Origin of the sequence: Bacillus sp. LLTC93 (genome assembly GCF_002993125.1) — a bacterium.
Taxonomy (GTDB): domain Bacteria; phylum Bacillota; class Bacilli; order Bacillales; family Bacillaceae; genus Bacillus; species Bacillus zhangzhouensis.
This window is the reverse complement of record NZ_PVME01000003.1, coordinates 1-22,643: the sequence shown is the minus strand read 5'-3', so window position 1 is coordinate 22,643 and position 22,643 is coordinate 1. Positions and strand designations below refer to the sequence as shown.

18 protein-coding genes are annotated in these 22,643 nt (G+C 41.8%); all 18 read left to right on the top strand.

Going from position 1 to position 22,643, the window contains the following annotated elements; translation table 11 throughout:
* The first annotated feature begins 1 nt into the window (after position 1).
* The 18 genes from ymfI (at position 2) to mutL (ending at position 22,487) form a co-directional block, all read left to right on the top strand.
* Positions 2–730, top strand: coding sequence for an elongation factor P 5-aminopentanone reductase (gene ymfI, locus C6W18_RS09600; protein ID WP_105927453.1), 729 nt, complete (start codon positions 2–4; stop codon positions 728–730).
* Between the two features lie 73 nt (positions 731–803).
* Positions 804–1,061: a DUF3243 domain-containing protein gene (locus C6W18_RS09595; protein WP_034317570.1), complete on the top strand. Its 258-nt coding sequence runs from the start codon at positions 804–806 to the stop codon at positions 1,059–1,061.
* A gap of 131 nt (positions 1,062–1,192) precedes the next feature.
* Complete coding sequence (locus C6W18_RS09590; RefSeq protein WP_034317567.1) at positions 1,193–1,984, top strand: DUF3388 domain-containing protein; 792 nt, start codon at positions 1,193–1,195, stop codon at positions 1,982–1,984.
* Positions 1,985–2,007: 23 nt separating this feature from the next.
* A complete protein-coding gene (locus C6W18_RS09585; protein WP_105927452.1) occupies positions 2,008–2,922 on the top strand; it encodes a helix-turn-helix domain-containing protein in 915 nt (304 codons plus the stop codon).
* Positions 2,923–2,996: 74 nt separating this feature from the next.
* Positions 2,997–3,578, top strand: coding sequence for a CDP-diacylglycerol--glycerol-3-phosphate 3-phosphatidyltransferase (gene pgsA, locus C6W18_RS09580; RefSeq protein ID WP_105927451.1), 582 nt, complete (start codon positions 2,997–2,999; stop codon positions 3,576–3,578).
* 16 nt (positions 3,579–3,594) lie between these two features.
* Positions 3,595–4,845, top strand: coding sequence for a competence/damage-inducible protein A (locus C6W18_RS09575; protein ID WP_105927450.1), 1,251 nt, complete (start codon positions 3,595–3,597; stop codon positions 4,843–4,845).
* 177 nt (positions 4,846–5,022) lie between these two features.
* The gene (gene recA / locus C6W18_RS09570) at positions 5,023–6,066 is read left to right on the top strand and encodes a recombinase RecA (protein ID WP_034317559.1); all 1,044 of its coding nucleotides are present in this window, start codon (positions 5,023–5,025) and stop codon (positions 6,064–6,066) included.
* Between the two features lie 300 nt (positions 6,067–6,366).
* The gene (gene rny, locus C6W18_RS09565) at positions 6,367–7,929 is read left to right on the top strand and encodes a ribonuclease Y (RefSeq protein ID WP_003211958.1); all 1,563 of its coding nucleotides are present in this window, start codon (positions 6,367–6,369) and stop codon (positions 7,927–7,929) included.
* 89 nt (positions 7,930–8,018) lie between these two features.
* Positions 8,019–8,813 carry a TIGR00282 family metallophosphoesterase gene (locus C6W18_RS09560; RefSeq protein WP_034317556.1) on the top strand — a complete coding sequence of 265 codons (795 nt, stop codon included), beginning with the start codon at positions 8,019–8,021 and terminating at the stop codon, positions 8,811–8,813.
* A 202-nt stretch (positions 8,814–9,015) separates the two neighbouring features.
* Positions 9,016–9,276 carry a stage V sporulation protein SpoVS gene (gene spoVS, locus C6W18_RS09555; protein ID WP_003211281.1) on the top strand — a complete coding sequence of 87 codons (261 nt, stop codon included), beginning with the start codon at positions 9,016–9,018 and terminating at the stop codon, positions 9,274–9,276.
* Positions 9,277–9,479: 203 nt separating this feature from the next.
* Positions 9,480–12,524, top strand: coding sequence for an efflux RND transporter permease subunit (locus tag C6W18_RS09550; protein WP_105927449.1), 3,045 nt, complete (start codon positions 9,480–9,482; stop codon positions 12,522–12,524).
* A gap of 175 nt (positions 12,525–12,699) precedes the next feature.
* Positions 12,700–13,764, top strand: a complete 1,065-nt coding sequence (gene tdh / locus C6W18_RS09545; protein WP_105927448.1) for an L-threonine 3-dehydrogenase — start codon at positions 12,700–12,702, stop codon at positions 13,762–13,764.
* Positions 13,764–14,942 carry a glycine C-acetyltransferase gene (locus tag C6W18_RS09540; RefSeq protein WP_105927447.1) on the top strand — a complete coding sequence of 393 codons (1,179 nt, stop codon included), beginning with the start codon at positions 13,764–13,766 and terminating at the stop codon, positions 14,940–14,942. The genes tdh and C6W18_RS09540 overlap by 1 nt, the downstream gene beginning before the upstream one ends.
* Before the next feature lie 161 nt (positions 14,943–15,103).
* The gene (gene miaB, locus C6W18_RS09535; RefSeq protein WP_105927446.1) at positions 15,104–16,630 is read left to right on the top strand and encodes a tRNA (N6-isopentenyl adenosine(37)-C2)-methylthiotransferase MiaB; all 1,527 of its coding nucleotides are present in this window, start codon (positions 15,104–15,106) and stop codon (positions 16,628–16,630) included.
* A 1-nt stretch (position 16,631) separates the two neighbouring features.
* Positions 16,632–17,066, top strand: coding sequence for a regulatory iron-sulfur-containing complex subunit RicA (gene ricA / locus C6W18_RS09530; RefSeq protein ID WP_034317546.1), 435 nt, complete (start codon positions 16,632–16,634; stop codon positions 17,064–17,066).
* Between the two features lie 271 nt (positions 17,067–17,337).
* Complete coding sequence (cotE, locus tag C6W18_RS09525) at positions 17,338–17,883, top strand: outer spore coat protein CotE (protein WP_003212450.1); 546 nt, start codon at positions 17,338–17,340, stop codon at positions 17,881–17,883.
* A 125-nt stretch (positions 17,884–18,008) separates the two neighbouring features.
* Positions 18,009–20,585, top strand: a complete 2,577-nt coding sequence (gene mutS, locus C6W18_RS09520; RefSeq protein ID WP_105927445.1) for a DNA mismatch repair protein MutS — start codon at positions 18,009–18,011, stop codon at positions 20,583–20,585.
* Between the two features lie 21 nt (positions 20,586–20,606).
* Complete coding sequence (gene mutL, locus C6W18_RS09515; protein ID WP_105927444.1) at positions 20,607–22,487, top strand: DNA mismatch repair endonuclease MutL; 1,881 nt, start codon at positions 20,607–20,609, stop codon at positions 22,485–22,487.
* Positions 22,488–22,643 lie beyond the last annotated feature (156 nt).

The window sequence follows — 22,643 nt, the reverse complement described above, 5'->3', positions numbered from 1 at the left end:
TATGAGTCGTTGGGCGCTTATTACTGGTGCCAGTGGCGGGATTGGGCAGGCGGCAGCCAAAAAGCTTGCCCAAGAAGGCTGCCACTTGATGCTCCATTATCACCAAAATGAACAGGCAGCCATGCGTCTCTCCGCTCATCTGGAAGAGACATATGAAATAGAGACGCACGTCGTTCAAGCAGATTTAGCTAAAAAGGGCGGAGCGGATGAGCTTGTCAGCCGTCTGCCATTATGTCCAGATATCGTTGTTTTAAATAGTGGAAAGAGCCATGTCGGTTTAGTGACAGATACAGAAAAAGAAGTTCTAGCCAGTATGGTGCAGCTTCATGTCACAAGTCCATATGAGCTCACCCAATCCCTTTTGCCTGCAATGATTCAGAAAAAAGCAGGTCATATCATTGCGGTTAGCTCCATATGGGGAGAAACGGGCGCATCGTGTGAAGTGCTGTACAGCATGGTCAAGGGAGCGCAAAATGCATTTATTAAAGGACTTGCAAAAGAGCTTGCACCAAGCGGAATTAGAGCAAATGCCGTCTCTCCTGGTGCTGTTCAGACGGACATGATGCAAAGCTTCACGCAAGAAGACGTTGCGATGCTGGAAGAAGAGATTCCGCTCGGCCGGCTTGCAGCGCCTGAGGAGATTGCAGATGTCATTTGGTTTCTCGCCTCAAAACAGTCAAGTTATATCACGGGTCAAGTTTTATCTGTGAATGGCGGATGGTACTGTTAAAAAACGTGTATAATTCGTCTCTCCATGACAAAAGCTATGGCTGTAATTCATCTTTTCGAATGGAGGAATCGACATGTCTGTACTTGAGAGCTGGGACCATTGGAAAAACTTTTTAGGTGACCGTTTAAATCATGCGCAGGATAAAGGTTTGTCAGATGATACAATCAACAACCTTGCGTATGAAATTGGCGGATATCTAGCGAACGAAGTGGATGCAAAGAACGAGCAGGAAAGAGTGCTTGCTGACCTTTGGAGCGTTGCATCAGAAGATGAGCAGCGTGCCATTGCAAATATGATGGTCAAGCTAGTTGAAAATAATAGCTCGCACTAAAGAAAAAGAGGGGTCGTTTGTGCCTCTCTTTTTATTTTAACCGTTTAGCAACATTGTGCTTTCTAAAAATGTGAAAATGCTTTATGATAAAGGAAGGTAAAAATTTGCCACAATGAAGGGGGTAATATCATTTGGCAAAGCTCGAATGGTATTTTGAATATGAGATACAGGTAAACCGTCCCGGACTGTTAGGAGACATTTCTTCTCTAATGGGGATGCTTTCAATTAATATTGTGACAATTAATGGTGTTGATGTATCAAGACGCGGAATGCTTTTGCGCTGTGACCACACAGATCAAGTGAAGCGCCTTGAATCAATTTTAAATACAATGGAAACGATAAAAGTAACAAAATTAAGACAGCCAAAACTTCGTGACCGCTTAGCTGTTCGTCATGGACGATACATCCAGCGGGATGCTGATGACAAAAAGACGTTCCGTTTCGAAAGGGACGAGCTCGGTCTTCTTGTTGATTTTATGGCTGAATTGTTTAAAAAAGAAGGACATAAATTGATTGGGATTCGCGGAATGCCGCGTGTTGGAAAAACAGAATCAATTGTTGCTTCAAGTGTATGTGCAAGCAAGAGATGGCTGTTTGTATCGTCTACTCTTTTGAAACAGACCATCCGCAGTCAGCTGATTGCTGATGAATACAGCCCAGATAATGTCTTTATCATTGATGGAATTGTGTCAACAAGAAGAGGTTCTGAGAAACACTTGCAGCTTTTAAGAGAAATTATGAGACTGCCTGCAACTAAAGTGGTCGAGCATCCAGACATCTTTATTCAAAATTCAGAATATACAATGGACGATTTCGACTATATCATTGAACTGCGCAATAGTGCAGACGAAGAAATTACATACGAGCACGCTGAAGAACCACAAGTATTTGATCATTCTGGTTTTTCTGGCTTCGATTTTTAATATGGTAATGGTAGGTGTTTGTTTTGACTGAATTGGGAAAACGGCTCATTGAGGCCAGAGAGGAAAAAGGGATGTCGCTGGAGGATCTTCAGGCGGCGACCAAAATCCAAAAGCGCTATTTGCTAGCAATCGAACAAGGAAACTATGATATTATTCCAGGTAAATTTTACGTCAGAGCGTTTATTAAACAATATGCCGAAGCCGTTGGACTAAATCCTGAACAATTGTTCGAAGAATTTCGTAAAGATGTACCAAGCACGTATAACGATGAAGTCTCTGATAAATTATCAAATATTAAACCGCAAAGAGAGCTGCCAAAGCCTGCCTCGAAGGTGCTGGAGCTATTGCCGACGATTTTAATCATTGGAGGCATACTTGTGGTGATCGCCATCATTTATGTGATCGTGCAAGCGGTCAATCATGATAGCGGACAGAAGAATAATCAGACAGCTCCTCAGAAATCAGAATCAAAATACGAAGTGTCTGAGGATTCATCACTCGCAAAGGATCAAAAGAAAAAAGAAAAAGCTTCGTCAGATGATAAAGAAAATACATCTAAAAAAGACGATTCATCAAAGGATGATTCATCAAAAGACGATGAAGCTGTTTCTGTGAAGGCGACGAATACAGAAGGGTCCACGACAACGTATGAAGTGTCGGGTGCAGATGATATGGAGTTAACCATTTCTGCAACACAAGCTTCATGGCTGCGCGTGAGAGACGAATCTGGAAAAGTGCTGAAGATGGGTGAACTGAAAGATGGCGAATCGTTTAAAACAGACCTGTCAGAGCTATCTCAGATCGATATCCGTCTCGGGAATGCGACTGGAATTGACATCAAGGTCAATGACGAGACACTTAAATACGAATTAGACCCTAAAGACACCATGACACAAAACATTGTGATTGTGAATAAAGGAAAGGAAAAGTCATCTTAAGCAAGTAGATGACTTTTCTTTTGTTCCTACTATTATATACATAAAAAAATTGCTTTATTGGAGGATTGGATTTCATGTTTAACTTACCGAATAAAATTACTCTTTCTAGGATCGCTTTGATCCCTGTTTTTATGATCATTATGCTAGCACCTTTTGACTGGGGTGTTGCACGCTTTGGTGATGTGAGTATCGAAGTGACTCACCTTGTCGGGGCGATCTTGTTTATTGTGGCTTCGACAACCGATTGGATTGATGGTTACTACGCACGTAAGTTTAATTTAGTGACGAATTTTGGTAAATTTTTAGATCCGCTTGCAGATAAATTGCTTGTGTCAGCTGCTTTAATTATACTTGTTCAATATGACCTCACACCGGCATGGATGGCGATTGTCATCATTAGCCGTGAATTTGCTGTAACAGGCCTGAGGCTCGTATTAGCCGGAGGCGGTGAAGTGGTAGCGGCCAATATGCTTGGAAAAGTGAAAACATGGGCGCAAATCATTGCGATTTCGGCACTTCTATTGCATAACCTGCCGTTTGAACTTGTATCATTCCCGTTCGGTGATCTTGCGATGTGGGTAGCGGTGTTCTTCACTGTTGTCTCGGGCTGGGATTACTTTGCGAAAAACTGGGAAGCTTTAAAGAATTCTAACTAAAAAGGACGTGTACGCTTTGAAGTCAGAGAGAAAAGCAGAAATTATTGCAGTCGGTTCCGAACTTTTGCTAGGGCAAATTACGAATACGAATGCACAATTCATCAGCAAACAGCTAGCTGAAATTGGTGTGAATGTTTATTACCACACAGCAGTTGGTGACAATCCAGAGCGTTTAAAACAAGCCATTCAAGTGGCGCAGGAAAGATCTAATTTTATGATCTTCTCAGGCGGTCTTGGACCAACAAAAGATGATTTAACAAAAGAAACCATTGCAAATACGCTCGGAAAAGAGCTAGTGCTAAATGAAGAAGCATTTGAATCGATTCAAGACTACTTTCGAAAGACCGGACGTGACATGTCACCGAACAACCGTAAGCAAGCACTCGTTCTAGAAGGGTCTGATGTGCTGGTGAATCGGTTCGGGATGGCACCAGGTATGTTTATTCAAGAAGAAGATACGTTTTATGTTCTACTTCCTGGACCACCAAGTGAACTGCACCCGATGTTTGAAAACGAGGCGAAGCCGCTGATTTCTGAGAAACTTGGCTTAAAGGAAAAAATCGTGTCTGTCGTGTTGCGTTTCTTCGGAATCGGTGAATCACAGCTTGAAACAGATCTTGAAGATTTAATCGATGCTCAGACCAACCCGACGATTGCACCGCTTGCAGCTGACGGTGAAGTGACACTAAGACTCACAGCCAAGCACGAGGATGAAAAAGAAACGGAGCGTCTGTTAAAAGAAACAGAAGCGCAAATTTTAGAGCGGGTAGGCGAGTACTTCTATGGATATGGAGATACATCTCTTGTCCGTGAAGCGTCCAAGGCCTTGCACGAACACGGGAAAACAGTAGCAGCAGCTGAAAGCCTGACTGGCGGCATGTTCTCCGAGTGGCTGACAGATCTCGAAGGGGCATCATCGATTTTTAACGGAAGTGTGGTTTGTTATACCAATCAAGTGAAGCAGCAGGTGCTTGGCTGCCGGGAGGAAACGTTGTCTTCTCATGGCGCTGTCAGCAAAGAGTGCGCTTTAGAACTGGCTGAGGGCGTTAGAAAGCTGACAGGAAGCGATATCGGTATTAGCTTTACTGGTGTGGCAGGACCTGCTAGCCATGAAGGACAGCCTGTCGGAAAAGTGTTCATTGGGCTATCCACTAAAGATCAGAAAGACGTGTTTGAATGGATGTTTACAGGCAGTCGATCAGGCATTCGGAAACGCGCTGTGAAATATGGTCTGCATCATTTGCTCAAATTATTAAAAGAGAGTTAATTTTGTTTTTTGTTAGGTTTACTCCTTTATAAAAGAGTGTTTTTTCTAATAGAAGCAGCTCTTTTCTTAAAAGATTTGCCAAGAAAAAATCGAATATGTGTTCGTTTTTTTCTTGGCAAATGACGTAAAACAAGGTATAGTATAGATAGTGGAATTGATAAAGGAGGAAACAATAGAATGAGTGATCGTCAAGCAGCCTTAGATATGGCTCTTAAACAAATAGAAAAACAGTTTGGTAAAGGCTCTATTATGAAACTAGGAGAGCGCACAGATACACGTATTTCAACAGTACCTAGTGGTTCGTTAGCACTTGATACTGCGCTTGGAATAGGTGGATATCCTCGCGGCCGTATTATTGAAGTGTATGGTCCAGAGAGTTCTGGTAAAACGACAGTGGCACTTCATGCAATTGCTGAGGTTCAGCAGCAGGGAGGACAAGCTGCATTTATCGATGCAGAGCATGCGCTAGATCCAGTTTACGCTCAAAAACTAGGTGTCAATATCGATGAGTTGTTACTTTCTCAACCGGATACAGGAGAACAAGCACTTGAAATTGCAGAAGCTCTTGTCCGCAGTGGTGCAGTTGATATTGTTGTCATTGACTCAGTAGCTGCTCTTGTACCAAAAGCAGAGATTGAAGGAGACATGGGTGATTCACACGTTGGTCTTCAAGCACGTTTGATGTCTCAAGCACTTCGTAAACTATCAGGTGCTATCAACAAATCGAAAACAATTGCCATCTTTATTAACCAAATTCGTGAAAAAGTAGGGGTCATGTTCGGTAACCCTGAAACAACGCCTGGTGGACGTGCACTGAAGTTCTATTCGTCTGTTCGTTTAGAAGTGCGCCGTGCTGAACAGCTGAAACAAGGCAATGACATTATGGGGAATAAAACAAGAATTAAAGTGGTGAAAAACAAGGTTGCACCGCCATTCCGTATTGCGGAAGTAGATATCATGTACGGTGAAGGGATCTCAAAAGAGGGAGAAATCATCGACCTTGGAAGTGAACTAGATATCGTACAAAAGAGCGGAGCTTGGTATTCTTACCAGGAGGAACGTCTTGGACAAGGCCGCGAAAACGCGAAACAGTTCCTTAAAGAAAACAAGGATATCCTTCTCATGATTCAAGAGCAAATCAGAGAACATTACGGTTTGGATACAAACGGAGTGAAAGCAACCGAAGAAGAAGGACAAGAAGAATTGGAATTTAAAGACTAAAAAGACGCTGAAAAGCGTCTTTTTTTTACAATTACATGACAAGTAGCGGGTCAAAAGTTCTGTCTTCGCTTGAAATAACGACTTACGCCTCAGTCTGACTAGCTTGACAAGTATTTCCGACACAATTACAATGGGAATGTATCACTTGTTTTTCTTAACATGATTGATAACTAATTTAAACTTGACAAGGGCAGTGAGGATCTCATTCCCTGTGAAGGCCCTGTATGTTGAGGCACAAAACAATGTACATGCCGACACTTTATTTGTAAAACCAAGTTCATAGCAAGAGGAGGTGAAAATATGTCGCCTACGATGTTTACGATCATCTCCATTTTGCTGAGCCTAATCTGTTTAGTTGTTGGCTACTTTGTTCGTAAAACCATTGCAGAAGCAAAAATATCCGGCGCAAGAAACATGGCCGAACAAATTGTTGAGGATGCAAAGCGTGATGCGGAAGCATTGAAGAAAGAAGCACTCTTGGAAGCGAAAGATGAAATTCATTCGTTTCGTGTAGAGGCGGAGCAAGAAGTTCGTGAAAGACGTAATGAGCTTCAAAGACAAGAAAACCGTTTACTTCAAAAAGAGGAAAATCTTGATCGCAAAGATGAATCTTTAGATAAACGGGAGTCCCTGTTGGAGAAGAGAGATCATTCTCTGAATGAACGACAACAACATATTGAAGAGATGGAAAGCAAAGTGGATGATATGATTCGTTTGCAGAAAGCCGAGTTGGAACGCATTTCTAGTCTAACTCGAGATGAAGCGAAACAAATCATTCTGGATCAAGTTGAAAATGAGCTTTCCCACGACATTGCAGTCATGACGAAAGAATCAGAAAACCGGGCGAAAGAAGAGGCTGATAAAAAGGCGAAAAACATTCTTTCACTTGCGTTACAGCGCTGTGCAGCTGATCATGTAGCTGAAACAACGGTATCTGTAGTCAATCTTCCAAATGATGAGATGAAAGGTCGTATTATCGGACGTGAAGGACGAAATATCCGTACGTTAGAAACGCTAACAGGTATTGACCTGATCATAGATGATACACCTGAAGCTGTCATATTATCGGGCTTTGATCCGATTAGACGTGAAACAGCGAGGATAGCTCTGGACAAGCTAGTCCAGGATGGCCGAATTCATCCTGCACGAATTGAAGAAATGGTGGAAAAATCACGCCGTGAAGTCGATGATTATATCCGCGAGATGGGTGAGCAAACGACATTTGAAGTCGGTGTTCACGGTCTGCATCCGGATCTCATCAAAATTCTCGGTCGCTTAAAATTCCGTACAAGTTATGGACAAAATGTCCTGAAGCATTCGATTGAGGTTGCACATCTTGCAGGTCTCATGGCTTCAGAGCTTGGAGAAGATGCAAAGCTTGCAAAACGAGCAGGTCTTCTGCATGACATTGGAAAAGCCATTGATCATGAAGTAGAAGGAAGCCACGTAGAAATTGGCGTTGAGCTTGCGACGAAATATAAAGAGCATCCTGTTGTCATCAACAGTATTGCCTCTCACCACGGTGACCAAGAACCGACATCTATTATCGCTGTTCTTGTTGCGGCAGCTGATGCATTATCTGCAGCACGCCCTGGTGCAAGAAGTGAGACGCTTGAAAATTACATTCGGAGACTTGAGAAATTAGAAGATATCTCTGAATCTTATGAAGGTGTTGAAAAATCGTTTGCGATACAGGCTGGACGTGAAGTACGTATTATGGTGAAGCCAGATTCAATTAATGATCTTGAAGCTCACCGTCTAGCAAGGGATATTCGTAAGCGAATTGAGGACGAGCTCGATTACCCTGGTCACATTAAAGTGACGGTCATTCGAGAAACTCGCGCAGTAGAGTATGCAAAATAGAGCGGTGCGCTTAGCGCCGCTTTATTTTTTTGTGTAAATATGCAACACTGATAGGAAGATCAATTTATAAGAGAAAGGGTTCAAAACGCATGAAAATATTATTTGTTGGAGATATCGTCGGTTCACCTGGCAGAGATACACTGAAAGAATACTTGCCAAAGCTTAAGAAAAAATATCAGCCGCACTTTACAATTGTCAATGGAGAAAATGCGGCTCATGGGAAAGGCCTCACTGAGAAAATCTATCACGAGCTGCTGCAAACAGGAGCTGACGTGCTCACGATGGGGAACCATACATGGGATAAAAGAGACATTTTCGATTTCATCGATGATGCAGCCAATATTGTTCGTCCAGCCAACTTCCCGCAAGGTACGCCTGGGAAAGGCCTCACCTTCATTAAAAAGCAAGGAAAAGAATTGGCTGTCATCAACTTACAAGGACGTACTTTTTTACCCCCAATTGACTGTCCGTTTCAAAAAGTCGATGAATTAATTGCAGAAGCATCCAAACGTACACCATTTATTTTTATTGATTTTCATGGTGAAGCCACAAGTGAAAAGCTAGCAATGGGCTGGTATACAGATGGTCGTGCATCATGTGTTGTTGGTACACATACACATGTTCAAACAGCAGATAACCGCGTATTGCCAAAAGGAACTGCGTATATTTCAGATGTTGGAATGACAGGTCCTTATGATGGCATTTTAGGGGTAGACCGGGAAACCATCATTAAACGATTCAAAACGAGCCTTCCTGTCCGTTTTGACATTGCAGAAGGACGCACTACATTAAGTGCTGTGATCGTAGAAATTGACGAACAGTCGAAAAAAGCTGTCAAAATTGATCGAATTTTGATAAATGATGACCATATTTTCTTTGAATAATTGTTCACATATTTATTTCAGAAAAATATTAATCAGAAAGAAGGAATATGCGCCCTCTATCGTGAATATAGTAAAAATGGTAGGTAGCCTGCTATTTTTGAAAAACATTTTGGGGATGGATTTTCAAAAAAATAGCATCATCTAACAAAGATTGTTCTAATGAACACTCACTTATCCATTGTAAATTTAAGGGGGAGCAGAAATGGAAATTTTAAAAGTTTCAGCAAAGTCAAATCCGAATTCAGTAGCAGGAGCATTAGCTGGCGTTTTACGTGAACGCGGTGCAGCAGAAATACAAGCAATCGGTGCTGGAGCGCTGAATCAGGCGGTCAAGGCTGTCGCCATTGCAAGGGGATTTGTGGCGCCTAGCGGAGTGGATTTGATATGCATTCCAGCCTTTACTGACATTCTTATCGATGGAGAAGAAAGAACAGCAATCAAACTGATTGTTGAGCCACGATAATTCTAATTTTATTATTTTCAACCTGCTTACATCATGTAAGCAGGTTGTTTTTGTTTACCACTATACATTTCTTATATAACATATTCAGTTCGTGAAATAGATAAAAAACTACATATTAGAGCTTGCATTTTTTCACCATGATGATAAATTAAGATTAAGTTGAAAATACTTCATCAAAAATAAATATTTAAGTAGGTGAAATAATGATTGAAGCTTTTTTGAAAAGAGGAAAGCTTGTTTTTATTTTATTTTTTATCGTTCTTATTGCCGGAGGCTATCTCTTTACGCAGCTTCCTAAACGAGAACTGCCAGAATTCCAAGCGAATATCGTGACTATCTCCACTGTTTTTCCTGGTGCTGATGCAAAACAGGTAGAAAGTGATGTAACCAATAAGCTGGAATCAGCCATTTCTGATATCAATGGTGTAGAGAAAACAAGCTCTGTTTCTGCCGTTGGTTTTTCAAATATTGTGCTTGAAATTGATGATCAAGCCGATTTTCAAAAGGTGGCAGGTCAAATTAAAAATGAAACCACGAGTGCAGCATCTTCCTTTCCTGACGGTGTGATGGAGCCAGATGTAAAGGATGAGTTTGGCAACGTGCCGGTTGGTTCATACATGATTGTGTCGAGTAAGTCATCTGACTTAACAAAAAGTCAGGAATCGCTGCGTGCGTTGAAGGAAAAAGTAGATGACATCAAAGGTGTTGACGGTGTCGTCATCAAAGGCTTCAATGACAAACAAGCGGTATTGAACTTAGATTCAAGTAAGCTTGAGGATGAGGGGTTAAATGTGACCGATGTCACAAATGCCATCAAGCAGGAATTTGACACTTCTCCACTAGGTGACATTCAGGCAGACGGAGAAAAGGTCAAGCTGTCCATTGATGCCTATGACCGCTTAGATCAAGTCAAAAAGATTGAGCTTTTCTCAAAAACGAATCGAGAGCCAGTCACAATTAGTCAGCTTGGCAGCTTAAAAGAAGTAGAAAAAGAGAAAAGTGATATTGTTTCATATAATGGAAAGCCCGCCTATTCGTTTACAGTCAATATAAAACCAGGGCTTGATATTCCTAAAATGTATGACAAAGTCAGTGATGTCATTGAAAAAGAGAAACAGCTGCCAAATGGTGTGGAATGGGTAGACTACTACTCACAAAAAAGTGAAGTAGATGCCATTTTTAACGATTTAATCAAAGAAGCCATCGTTGCAGTCATCGCTGTCATTATCGTCACCACACTTGGTCTCACCATTGGCGGTGCCTTTATCGTTTCACTAGCGATCCCGTTATCGATCACGATTGGAACCATTCCGCTGCCATTTTTACAAGTGGACCTTAATCAAATTTCAATTATTGGCTTTATCATTGCCTTAGGGATACTTGTGGATGATGCCATTGTCGTTAACGATAATATTTTGAGGCAGATGAAAAAATACGAAAGTCCGCTCAAAGGAACCATTGCAGGGGTGAAAGAGGTCGCAGGGTCCATTTTGACATCAACACTTGCGGTTGTGTTTGCCTTCTTGCCACTTGTTTTCCTATCTGGTGCGAACGGTTCATTTATTCGAGCATTACCGTCTGTTCTAGTGACAACTGTGCTTGCGTCTATGGTCATTTCTTTGACACTTGTCCCAGTCTATCAATATACAGCGAACCGGAAAAGAAAGAACAAGAAGATTCAAAAGGAGCCGGGATTCTTAGGCAATCCATTAAAGAAATTAGCAGATTTATATGCAGACCGCGTGCTGACAAAAATCGTGAGGCGTCCACTTCTCATTGGATTAAGTGGTTTGCTTGTTGCAACACTTGCCTTTTTACTTATCTTCGTCACACCATTTGAATTTTTCCCTGCGGCGAATAAGAAAGAGGTTGTTGTCACTGTCACACTTCCAAGTGAAACGACATTAGACAAAACAAATGAAACACTAGAGAAAATAGAACAAGAGATCAAACAGCAAAAAGGCATTGAAGAGACGGCCATTTTTGCAGGCGGTGGTTTGCCGAACTTGTTTAATGAAAGCATCTCAAATGCAAGTGACCATACGGGTCAGATTGTCGTGAGAGTAGACAATGATCAGATGACAAGTAAGGCATTGATTGACCGTATGACAGAGCCTTTGCGAGAGAAATTTAAAGATGCTGATATCTTTATGAAAACCATTGTTCAAGGGCCGCCAACCGGAGCGCCTGTGACTGTAACCATTGCGGGTGACTCTTTTTCAAAACTAATTGATGTCAAAAGAACGCTTACAAAAGAAATGAAAGAAAATGGGGCAAGCTTGATCACGGACGATGTCAATCAGCCAGTAAAAACCATCTCATTTGAATTAAACCGTGACCGTATGGCAGAGGACGGACTCAGCGCTCAGTTTGTCAGCAGACAGCTTGGTCTTGTGACAGAAGGAATTCCATTAGGTACCTTTAAACAAGGAACAGAGGACATTGATCTCGTGGTCAAACAGGATATGGATGCACATCAAAATGGCCTGAAGCTAAAGGAAATCAAAGTGCCTGTGAATACAAATGAGGGTGGTATGCCTTCGCTGGAGCCACTTAGCCGATATGTGAAAGAAAAAGAAACAGAGCAATACGAGAGTATTCCACATGAAAATGGTATTCCAACCATCACGTTAAAGGCGTACCCTGGAACGTCAGATACATTTAAAGACGATATGAAAGAAGTCGTCAATCAAGTCGAAAAAAGTGATACAGCGAAGGATTTGACCATTTCTCAAGGTGGAGAAAATGAAGATCAGACCCAATTCTTTATTGAAATTAGTCTTTTATTTGGGGTTGTCTTGCTGCTCATTTATGTGACGATCGCCTTCCAGTTCAATTCATTGATGCTTCCGCTTTTAGTGCTAGGAACCGTTTACTTAGCGATATCAGGAGCTATTATCGGGCTGTTTGTCACGCAAACGCCGTTCAGCTTTATGGCGACAATGGGGATTGTATCATTAGCTGGCATCGTGGTCCGAAATGCGGTTGTCTTGTTCGAATTTATTGAACAGCGGCGAAAACTAGGCTTTGATCAACGAACAGCCGTGATTGAAGCGGGAAGAGCAAGGATTAGACCCATTTTATTAACGGCATTTACAGCACTAGTTGCCCTTATGCCTGTTGCGTTAAGTAATGATCCACTCTTTAAGCCGCTTGCAATCTGCATTGTATCAGGTGTCTTTTTCTCAACGATTCTGACACTATTAATTGTGCCGGCCCTATATGTTGCCGTTTCAAAAAAACGCTGACAGCTAAAGCAAATCTCCTTCTATTCGGAGATTTGCCTTTTTTTTATAAAAAAAATCCCAAAAAATATGTGGAGTGTTCATTTGTCTCTATCTAGTGGACAGTGGTGTTTACGACTAAAATAAGACGTGTTAAAATCTGATTGGGAGAAGTTTTTTAACAAAGGGGTTGTACGTCATGTGTGGAACGATGAAAGCGATTGTTAAAAAAGAAAGCGCTTACGGAGCGGTGTTGATAGACATGCCGATTCCAGAAATCAATGATCATGAAGTATTGATCCAGGTGAAAGCCACATCGATATGCGGAACAGATGTGCATATTTATAATTGGGATGATTGGGCTAAGGGAAGAGTCAAAGCACCTTACATTTTCGGACACGAATTTACTGGGGAAGTTGTCAAAGTGGGCAAGCAAGTCTCACGCGCAAAAATAGGGGACTTTGTATCGGCAGAGACGCATGTTGTATGTAATCAATGCTATATGTGTTTAACAGGCCAGCAGCATTTGTGCAGTGAAACAAAGATTTTAGGGGTAGACATTGATGGCTGCTTTGCTGAATATGTGAAGATGCCTGAACAAAATGTGTGGCATAATCCAGCACAAATGCCTGTAGAGCTTGCGTCCATTCAAGAGCCGCTTGGAAATGCAGTTCATACGGTTTTGCACACATCTGTTTCAGGTAAATCAGTGGCGATTTTTGGCTGCGGACCAATTGGTTTAATGGCGATCGCAGTCGCAAAAGCCTCCGGGGCTGTCCAAGTGTTTGCCGTTGATAAAAACGAATACAGGCTTGAGCTTGCAAGGAAAATGGGCGCAGACCATATCGTGGATATCGGAAAAGATGATCCTGTTGCGATGATTAAGCAGCTCACGCGAATGGAAGGGGCAGACGTGATGTGTGAGATGTCAGGACACCCAGTTGCGATTAATCAAGCACTCGAAGCTTGTGCAAATGGAGGGAAAGTCAATATACTGAGTTTGCCAGAACGGCCAGTGACAATTGATATTACGAATCAAATTGTTTTTAGGGGATTAACTGTTCAAGGGATCACGGGGAGAAAAATGTTTGAAACGTGGCGTCAAGTATCAGAGCTTTTAAGAACGGATACAATTGATGTACAGCCGGTTGTCACCCATACGCTACCATTTGAAGATTTCGAAAAGGGGTTTGAACTCATGAGAAATGGTACATGCGGAAAGGTCGTACTTATGATGCCATCATATCAAAGGGGGAAGAAATGATGAAAGAATTCACGTATTTACAAGATGAATTAGAAGCAATGAAGAAGCAAGGCACCCACCAAACGCTTAAAGAGATCGACTCAAAACAATCATCCACGGTCACATTAAATGACCAATCCGTCATACAACTCTCCTCAAATAACTACTTAGGCCTCACCTCACATCCAAGACTGATGAAAGCAGCGAAAGAGGCGATTGATGAGTTTGGTGCTGGGACAGGATCTGTACGAACCATTGCCGGTACAATGACGATGCATGAACGTCTTGAAAAAAAGCTCGCTGCATTTAAAAAGACAGAGGCAGCCCTTGTGTTTCAATCAGGTTTTACGACCAACCAAGGGGTTTTATCAAGTATTTTAACAAAAGATGATATTGTGATTTCAGATGAGCTCAATCATGCCTCGATCATCGATGGCATTCGATTAACAAAGGCAGATAAAAAAGTATACGCTCATTCCAATATGGAAGAGCTTGAGAAAATTTTAAAGAAATCTATGAATTACCGCGTCCGGCTTATCGTAACAGATGGTGTATTCTCGATGGATGGAGATATTGCACCGCTTCCTGAGATTGTGAGACTCGCAGAAGCATATGACGCATTTGTAATGGTTGACGATGCACATGCGTCAGGAGTGCTTGGTGAAAACGGACGCGGGACAGTCAACCATTTTAAACTCGACGGCAGAGTGCATATTCAGGTTGGGACACTTAGTAAGGCTGTCGGTGTGCTTGGCGGCTACGTGGCTGGTTCTGCAGTTTTAATCGACTACTTAAAGCATAAAGCAAGACCGTTTTTATTCAGTACCTCACATCCACCAGCTGTGACAAGAGCGTGTGAAGAAGCGATTGAAGTACTCTTAGACGAACCAGAGCGAATTGATACGCTTTGGGAAAACGCTGCCTATTTTAAAGAAAAGGTTATCAGTCTGGGATTTCAGGTTGCACCAACAGAGACACCGATTATTCCGATAATGATTGGAGACGAGACACTTACTTTCCGTTTTTCAAAGGCATTAATAGAGCGAGGCGTCTTTGCTCAGGGCATAGCCTTCCCAACTGTGGCGAAAGGAAAAGCGAGAATTAGAGCCATCATCACAGCAGAGCACACAAAAGAAGAACTTGATCGTGCACTGACAATCATTGAAGAAGAAGCGAATAAACTGAACATACTTGATTGAGAGAGCGCGGGCTCTCTTTTTCTTTTTATAAAGAGAATGGTTATGACTGTCCTGCTAAATAGGCATTTTTCATAGAAAAACCGTATATGAATTTATTTTCAATTCATAACAAAATAGTCTATACTGTAGGGTGGAGCTTGGTTTGAAAGGAGTACAAATTCATGAATGAAGAACAGAGAAAAGCGAGCGGACAAGTAAGTTCATCGGACAAAAAATCCGAGAAGGACTACAGCCAATATTTTGAAGCTGTTTACATTCCGCCTTCCTTAAAAGATGCAAAAAAACGGGGTAAAGAAGAAGTTGAATACAATCAATTTCAAATTGATGAGCGGTTTCAAGGGTTAGGGAACGGCCGCAAGTTTTATATTCGCACTTATGGCTGTCAAATGAATGAGCATGACACAGAAGTGATGGCTGGTATTTTTATGGCGCTTGGCTATGAACCGACAAACTCTACTCAAGATGCGAATGTCATCCTTTTAAACACTTGCGCCATTCGTGAGAATGCTGAAAACAAAGTGTTTGGAGAGCTTGGTCATCTAAAAGCTTTAAAACGTGAAAAGCCAGATTTGATCTTAGGTGTCTGCGGATGTATGTCACAAGAAGAATCTGTCGTCAACCGTATTTTGAAAAAACACCCATTTGTTGACTTGATTTTCGGAACGCACAACATCCACCGCTTGCCGGAGCTTTTATCTGAATGTTATCTTTCAAAAGAAATGGTCATTGAGGTTTGGTCGAAGGAAGGGGATGTCATTGAAAACCTTCCAAGAGCCCGCCAAGGTAAAATCAAAGGCTGGGTGAACATTATGTACGGCTGTGATAAGTTCTGTACATACTGTATCGTACCTTACACACGCGGCAAGGAAAGAAGCCGCCGGCCAGATGAAATTATTCAAGAGGTAAGACGTTTAGCGGCAGAAGGATATAAGGAAATTACCCTTCTTGGTCAAAACGTGAATGCGTATGGAAAAGATTTTGAAGACATGGAATATGGTCTTGGCCATCTCATGGATGAGCTACGTAAAATCGATATTCCGCGTATCCGTTTTACAACAAGTCATCCGCGTGACTTTGATGACCATTTAATTGAGGTGCTTGCAAAGGGCGGCAACTTGCTCGATCATATTCACTTACCAGTTCAATCAGGAAGTTCTTCTGTGCTGAAACTAATGGCGAGAAAATATGACCGTGAACGTTACCTTGATCTTGTGCGCAAAATCAAAGAAGCGATGCCAAATGCTTCCCTGACAACAGACATTATTGTTGGGTTCCCAAATGAAACAGATGAGCAGTTTGAAGAAACCCTTTCCCTCTATCGTGAGGTTGAGTTTGATGCAGCTTATACGTTCATTTACTCTCCAAGAGAAGGAACACCAGCAGCCAAAATGAAAGACAATGTGCCAATGCGTGTGAAAAAAGAACGCCTTCAGCGCCTGAATGCACTCGTGAATGAAATTTCCGCGAAAAAAATGAAGGAATATGAAGGGCAGACTGTCGAAGTATTAGTAGAGGGTGAAAGTAAAAATAACCCTGAGGTCCTAGCCGGTTATACAAGTAAAAGCAAGCTTGTGAATTTTAAAGCACCAAAAGAAGCGATTGGCAACATCGTCAAAGTGAAAATCACACAAGCGAAAACTTGGTCTCTTGACGGAGAAATGGTTGAAGAAGCTATCGAGGTGAATTAAAATGACACTTTATTCAAAGAAAGAGATTGTCGAGCGCGCAAGAGAGCTCGCTAAAATGATTTCTGAAACAGAAGAAGTTGATTTCTTCAAAAAAGCAGAAGCACAAATCAATGAAAATACAAAAATTTCGACGATCATCAATCAAATTAAGGCGCTTCAAAAACAAGCTGTGAATTTAAAGCATTACGGCAAACACGAAGCCTTAAAGCAAGTCGAAGAAAAAATCGATGCCCTGCAAGAAGAGCTGGATGACATCCCAGTGATTCAAGAATTCAAAGAATCACAAATTGAGGTCAATTCCCTGCTTCAGCTTGTAGCGCACACGATTTCTAATCAAGTAACGGATGAAATCATTCTTTCAACCGGCGGTGACCTATTATTAGGAGAAACCGGTTCAAAAGTGAAAAACTCATCACCAAGTTGCTCCATTAAATGAGAAAACCCCGCAGATGCGGGGTTTTTTGTTACCTTACGATATTTAATTTCTGAAACAATTTAAAATTTGAATTCCCCGCTCTACACCAAAGCTCCATCAACCCCAAATCTTTCACTCTCCAACTTTTCCAATTTTCAAGGCAAGTTTATGGGCGACCATGCATACACTGAAACAGAAATGAATTTAATTGAACATGAAGCTCAAAATCGTGACACACTAGACGAATGCCCAGCATAAGATAAAACGATCAAGAACAAGGAGGCATGCCGGAATGTCTGAATACAGAGAGATTATTACAAAAGCGGTGGTTGCAAAAGGGAGGAAATTCACCCAAAGCACACACACCATTTCTCCATCGCAAAAACCAACCAGCATCCTAGGTGGTTGGATCATTAATCATAAGTATGATGCTGAAAAGGTCGGTAAAACTGTTGAAATTGAAGGAACATTTGATATTAACGTGTGGTATTCATATGCTGACAACACAAAAACAGAAGTGGTCACAGAACGTGTGAAATATGTAGACATCATCAAACTGAGATATAAAGATAAGAATTTCCTTGATGATGAACATGAAGTGATTGCGAAAGTGTTGCAGCAGCCCAACTGCTTAGAGGTGACCATTTCTCCAAATGGCAATAAAATTATCGTTCAGGCAGAGCGTGAATTCATTGCTGAAGTGGTAGGAGAAACAAAAATTGTTGTAGAGGTCAATTCAAGCTGGAAAGAAAAAGATGATCACGAGTGGGAAGAAGAAGTGGATGAGGAGTTAGAGGATATTCATCCAGAATTCCTAGCAGGTGATCCAGAAGAGTAATTGATGACTAGGGCGCATATCCCCCTAGTTTTTTTGTGCCTCGATCTAGGGGAAAAAAGGTACTTTTTTATGCTATAATGTAAGATGGTATGAATTCGAAAGTGATATAGTGAGGGATTAGAAATATGGCAAGTTATACGCCCATGATACAGCAATATTTAAAGATCAAGGCAGATTATCAAGATGCCTTTTTATTTTTTCGCTTAGGCGATTTTTATGAGATGTTTTTTGATGACGCAAAAGAAGCGGCACAAGAACTAGAAATTACGTTAACAAGCAGAGACGGCGGGACGATCCCAATGTGCGGCGTCCCTTATCATTCTGCTTCTGCATACATAGAACAGTTGATTTCAAAGGGCTACAAAGTCGCTATTTGTGAACAGGTGGAAGATCCTAAAACGGCAAAAGGTGTGGTCAAAAGAGAAGTTGTTCAACTGATTACACCAGGTACGGTCATGGATGGCAAAGGGCTTAGTGAAAATGAGAACAACTTTATTGCGTCTGTTTCCAGCTTTCAAAATGGATACGGCCTTGCGCTTTCCGATTTATCAACAGGGGAAAACATGGCTGCTTTCATCGATCGATTAGATGAGGTAGTGTCTGAAATTTATTCTGTCGGTGCAAAGGAAATTGTGGTTTCAAAGCAGCTGGATGAGGAAACAGTGAAGACCCTTAAAGAACGCTGTCATGCAACGATTTCATACGAAGATAGCGGCGAATTAATGGATGAGGCTGAACCGCTTGTTTCCCATCTTGACGAAAATCTGAGATCAGCATTTTTAACGCTATATGCCTACTTAAGAAGAACGCAAAAAAGAAGTCTTGATCATCTTCAGCAAGTTCAAGTGTTTGAGCTTGAACAAACGATGAAAATTGATCTTTACTCAAAGCGAAATCTTGAATTAACAGAGACGATCCGTTCAAAAAGCAAAAAGGGCTCTTTATTATGGCTGCTAGATGAAACAAAAACAGCGATGGGCGGAAGACTGCTTAAGCAATGGATCGATCGGCCGCTCATTCGCCTTTCGCAAATTAAGGAACGCCAAGAAATGGTGCAAATTCTCATGGATCATTTCTTTGAACGAGAGGATCTGCGTGAACGATTAAAGCAAGTATATGATCTTGAGCGTCTAGCGGGCCGTGTGGCATTTGGAAATGTGAATGCCCGTGATCTCATTCAGCTGAAGGAATCCTTAAAACAAGTACCGGCCATTAAAGAACTCGTCCATTCACTGCCAGAGGAAATGGCGAAATCAAGAGCGAATGATATTGACCCTTGTGGTGACTTGCTTGATTTATTAGAAGATGCTCTTTATGAGAATCCGCCGATGACGTTAAAAGAAGGCAATTTGATTAAAGATGGCTACAATGCAAAATTAGATGAATATCGTGATGCCAGCCGAAACGGTAAGGACTGGATTGCACGGCTTGAACAGCAAGAAAGAGAATATACGGGCATTCGTTCCTTAAAAGTCGGATTTAATAAAGTATTTGGTTATTATATCGAAGTAACCCGGGCGAATACGCATCTGCTGGAAGAGGGCCGTTATGAAAGAAAACAAACCCTTACCAATGCAGAGCGGTATATTACGCCTGACTTGAAAGAAAAAGAAGCCCTTATTCTTGAGGCAGAATCCAATATTAGCGAGTTGGAATATGAACTATTTTCAGCTCTTAGGGAACAAGTGAAAACATATATTCCTAGATTACAGCTGCTCGCAAAACAAATGAGTGAGCTGGATGCGCTGCAATGCTTTGCGACTGTTAGTGAAAAGCGCCGTTATGTCCGTCCGGAATTCTCAGAGGATGAGGTGGATGTCATTGATGGCCGTCACCCTGTCGTTGAAAAAGTGATGGATCACCAGGAGTATGTGCCGAATGACTGCTATATGGGAAGAGGCAGACAAACCTTACTCATTACTGGCCCGAATATGTCCGGGAAAAGTACGTATATGAGACAAATGGCGCTCATCTCAATTCTTGCGCAAATTGGCTGCTTTGTGCCGGCATCAAAGGCGACCCTTCCGATATTCGATCAAATTTTTACACGTATTGGTGCGGCAGATGATTTGATTTCTGGCCAAAGTACTTTTATGGTAGAGATGCTCGAAGCAAAAAATGCGATGGTGCATGCAACGAAAAACAGTTTGATTTTATTTGATGAGATTGGACGCGGGACAAGCACCTATGATGGAATGGCTCTTGCACAGGCGATCATTGAATTTGTTCATGATCATATTGGTGCCAAAACCCTCTTCTCCACACATTACCATGAGCTGACGGTACTTGAATCCCAATTAACTGAGCTGAAGAATGTCCATGTACGAGCTGAAGAGCATGAAGGAACGGTCGTTTTCTTACATCAAATCAAAGAAGGTGCAGCTGACAAAAGCTACGGCATTCATGTAGCGCAGCTTGCTGAATTGCCTGATGCCATCATTGATAGAGCCCAGACGATTTTAACAGAACTTGAGAGCGGATCACATGAAGTGGTTCCGCATATGGCTGCATCTCCAAAAATAGAAAAATCCAAGGAGAAACAACAGCTCTCTTTCTTTGAAGTGGAAGAAAAACCACAAGCCAAGGCTGTTCTTAAACACAAAGATCAAGCGGTGATCGACGAATTAAAGTCATTTAACTTAATGGATATGACGCCACTGGAAGCCATGACAAAGCTATATGAATTGCAAAAGAAATTATAATGTAAGGTGAGGTGAGCAGAAATGGCAAAGATTATTCAGTTATCCGATGACCTATCAAATAAAATTGCTGCTGGTGAAGTGGTCGAACGTCCGGCTTCTGTCGTAAAGGAGCTTGTGGAAAATGCGATCGATGCAAGTAGTACAGTCATTGAAATCGATGTAGAAGAAGCAGGTCTTTCTTCTATTAGAATCATTGATAATGGTGTTGGAATCGATGCTGAAGATTGTAAGCTCGCCTTCCAGCGCCATGCAACGAGTAAAATCAAAGATGAAAATGATTTGTTCCGTGTCAGAACACTAGGTTTTAGGGGAGAGGCGCTGCCAAGTATCGCGTCCGTCTCTCACTTAGAAATGAAAACAAGTACCGGTGAAGGAGCTGGAACGCACTTAGCTCTCCAAGGCGGGAAGATCATTTCAGAGCAAAAAACTTCGGGCCGGCGCGGCACCGAAATTGTGGTCACCAACTTATTTTATAATACACCAGCCCGCTTAAAATACATGAAAACCGTTCATACAGAGCTTGGTAATATATCGGATGTCGTCAACCGAATTGCACTTGCTCATCCAGAAGTATCGATTCGTTTGCGTCATCAAGGGAAAGTCTTACTTCAGACAAATGGAAACGGAGATGTGCGGCATGTGCTTGCGGCCATTTATGGAACGGCTGTGGCGAAAAAAATGCTGCCACTCCACGTACAATCACTTGATTTTGAAGTGAAAGGGTATATTTCCTTACCAGAAGTGACGAGAGCATCGCGGAATTATATGTCTTCTGTTGTAAACGGCAGATATGTCAAGCATTTCCCGCTCGTGAAAGCCATCCATGAAGGGTATCACACGTTGCTGCCGATCGGTCGCCATCCGATTACATTTATTGAGATGAAGATGGACCCCATTCTAGTGGATGTGAACGTGCACCCGTCAAAACTTGAAGTGAGACTTAGTAAAGAACAGGAACTTCATGAGCTACTCAAACAAGGAATTAAGGAAGTGTTTCAAAAGCAGCAGCTCATTCCAAGTGCTTCGGTGCCAAAAAAAGCACCAATGCCAGCCGTGAAAAATGAGCAGCAATCCTTAACCTTCGAATCAAAAAAAGCAAATACAGGCCGAACGGAAACACCTATATCCTATCAGCCGGTCCCTATCGAATCGGTTGTATATGAGACAAATCAAAATGAAACATACGGGATGCCTGTACTGGAAAGTACGGATGAAGAAAAGCCAGCTGCGAGTGTTCATGTAGAGGAATCGGCGGCTTCTCTTGAATATGATGAGGCAGTGCTAAAAGAAGATGCAGGCGAAAACATTTCAGAAAACGAGCGAGTCCCAGTGATGTATCCGATTGGGCAAATGCACGGCACGTATATTTTGGCTCAAAATGAACAAGGGCTCTATATCGTAGATCAGCATGCGGCTCAAGAAAGAATCAAATACGAGTATTATCGTGAGAAGGTAGGAGAGATCGAACAGGAAGTACAAGAAATGCTCGTTCCATTAACATTTCACTACTCTAAAAACGACATGCTGATTATTGAAGAGCATAAAGATATTTTAGCAAAAGTGGGCGTTTTCTTAGAACCCTTCGGATCAGGAAGCTACATCGTTCGATCGCATCCGCAGTGGTTTCCAAAAGGAGAAGAAGCTGAACTGATCGAAGAGATCATTCAACAAGTGCTGGATGAGAAGCGTGTAGATATAAAAAAACTGAGAGAAGAAGCGGCGATCATGATGAGCTGTAAAGGCTCTATTAAAGCAAATCGCCATTTGCGTCATGATGAAATCAAAGCTTTATTAGATGAACTCCGGCAAACGAAAGACCCATTCACATGTCCGCACGGCCGGCCGATCATCATTCATCACTCCACATATGAAATGGAGAAAATGTTTAAAAGGGTGATGTGATCAATTTAAAAAAGCGCTCTTAGAGCGCTTCAGACCGTAGACAAACCCCACCTTTACTTCAAGTAAAAGTGGGGTTTTCACTTATTTCGATAAAATCTATCTGGTGTCTTACGCTGGACATGGTTCTTTCCATGTCCAGTTTGCTAATTTTTTAAG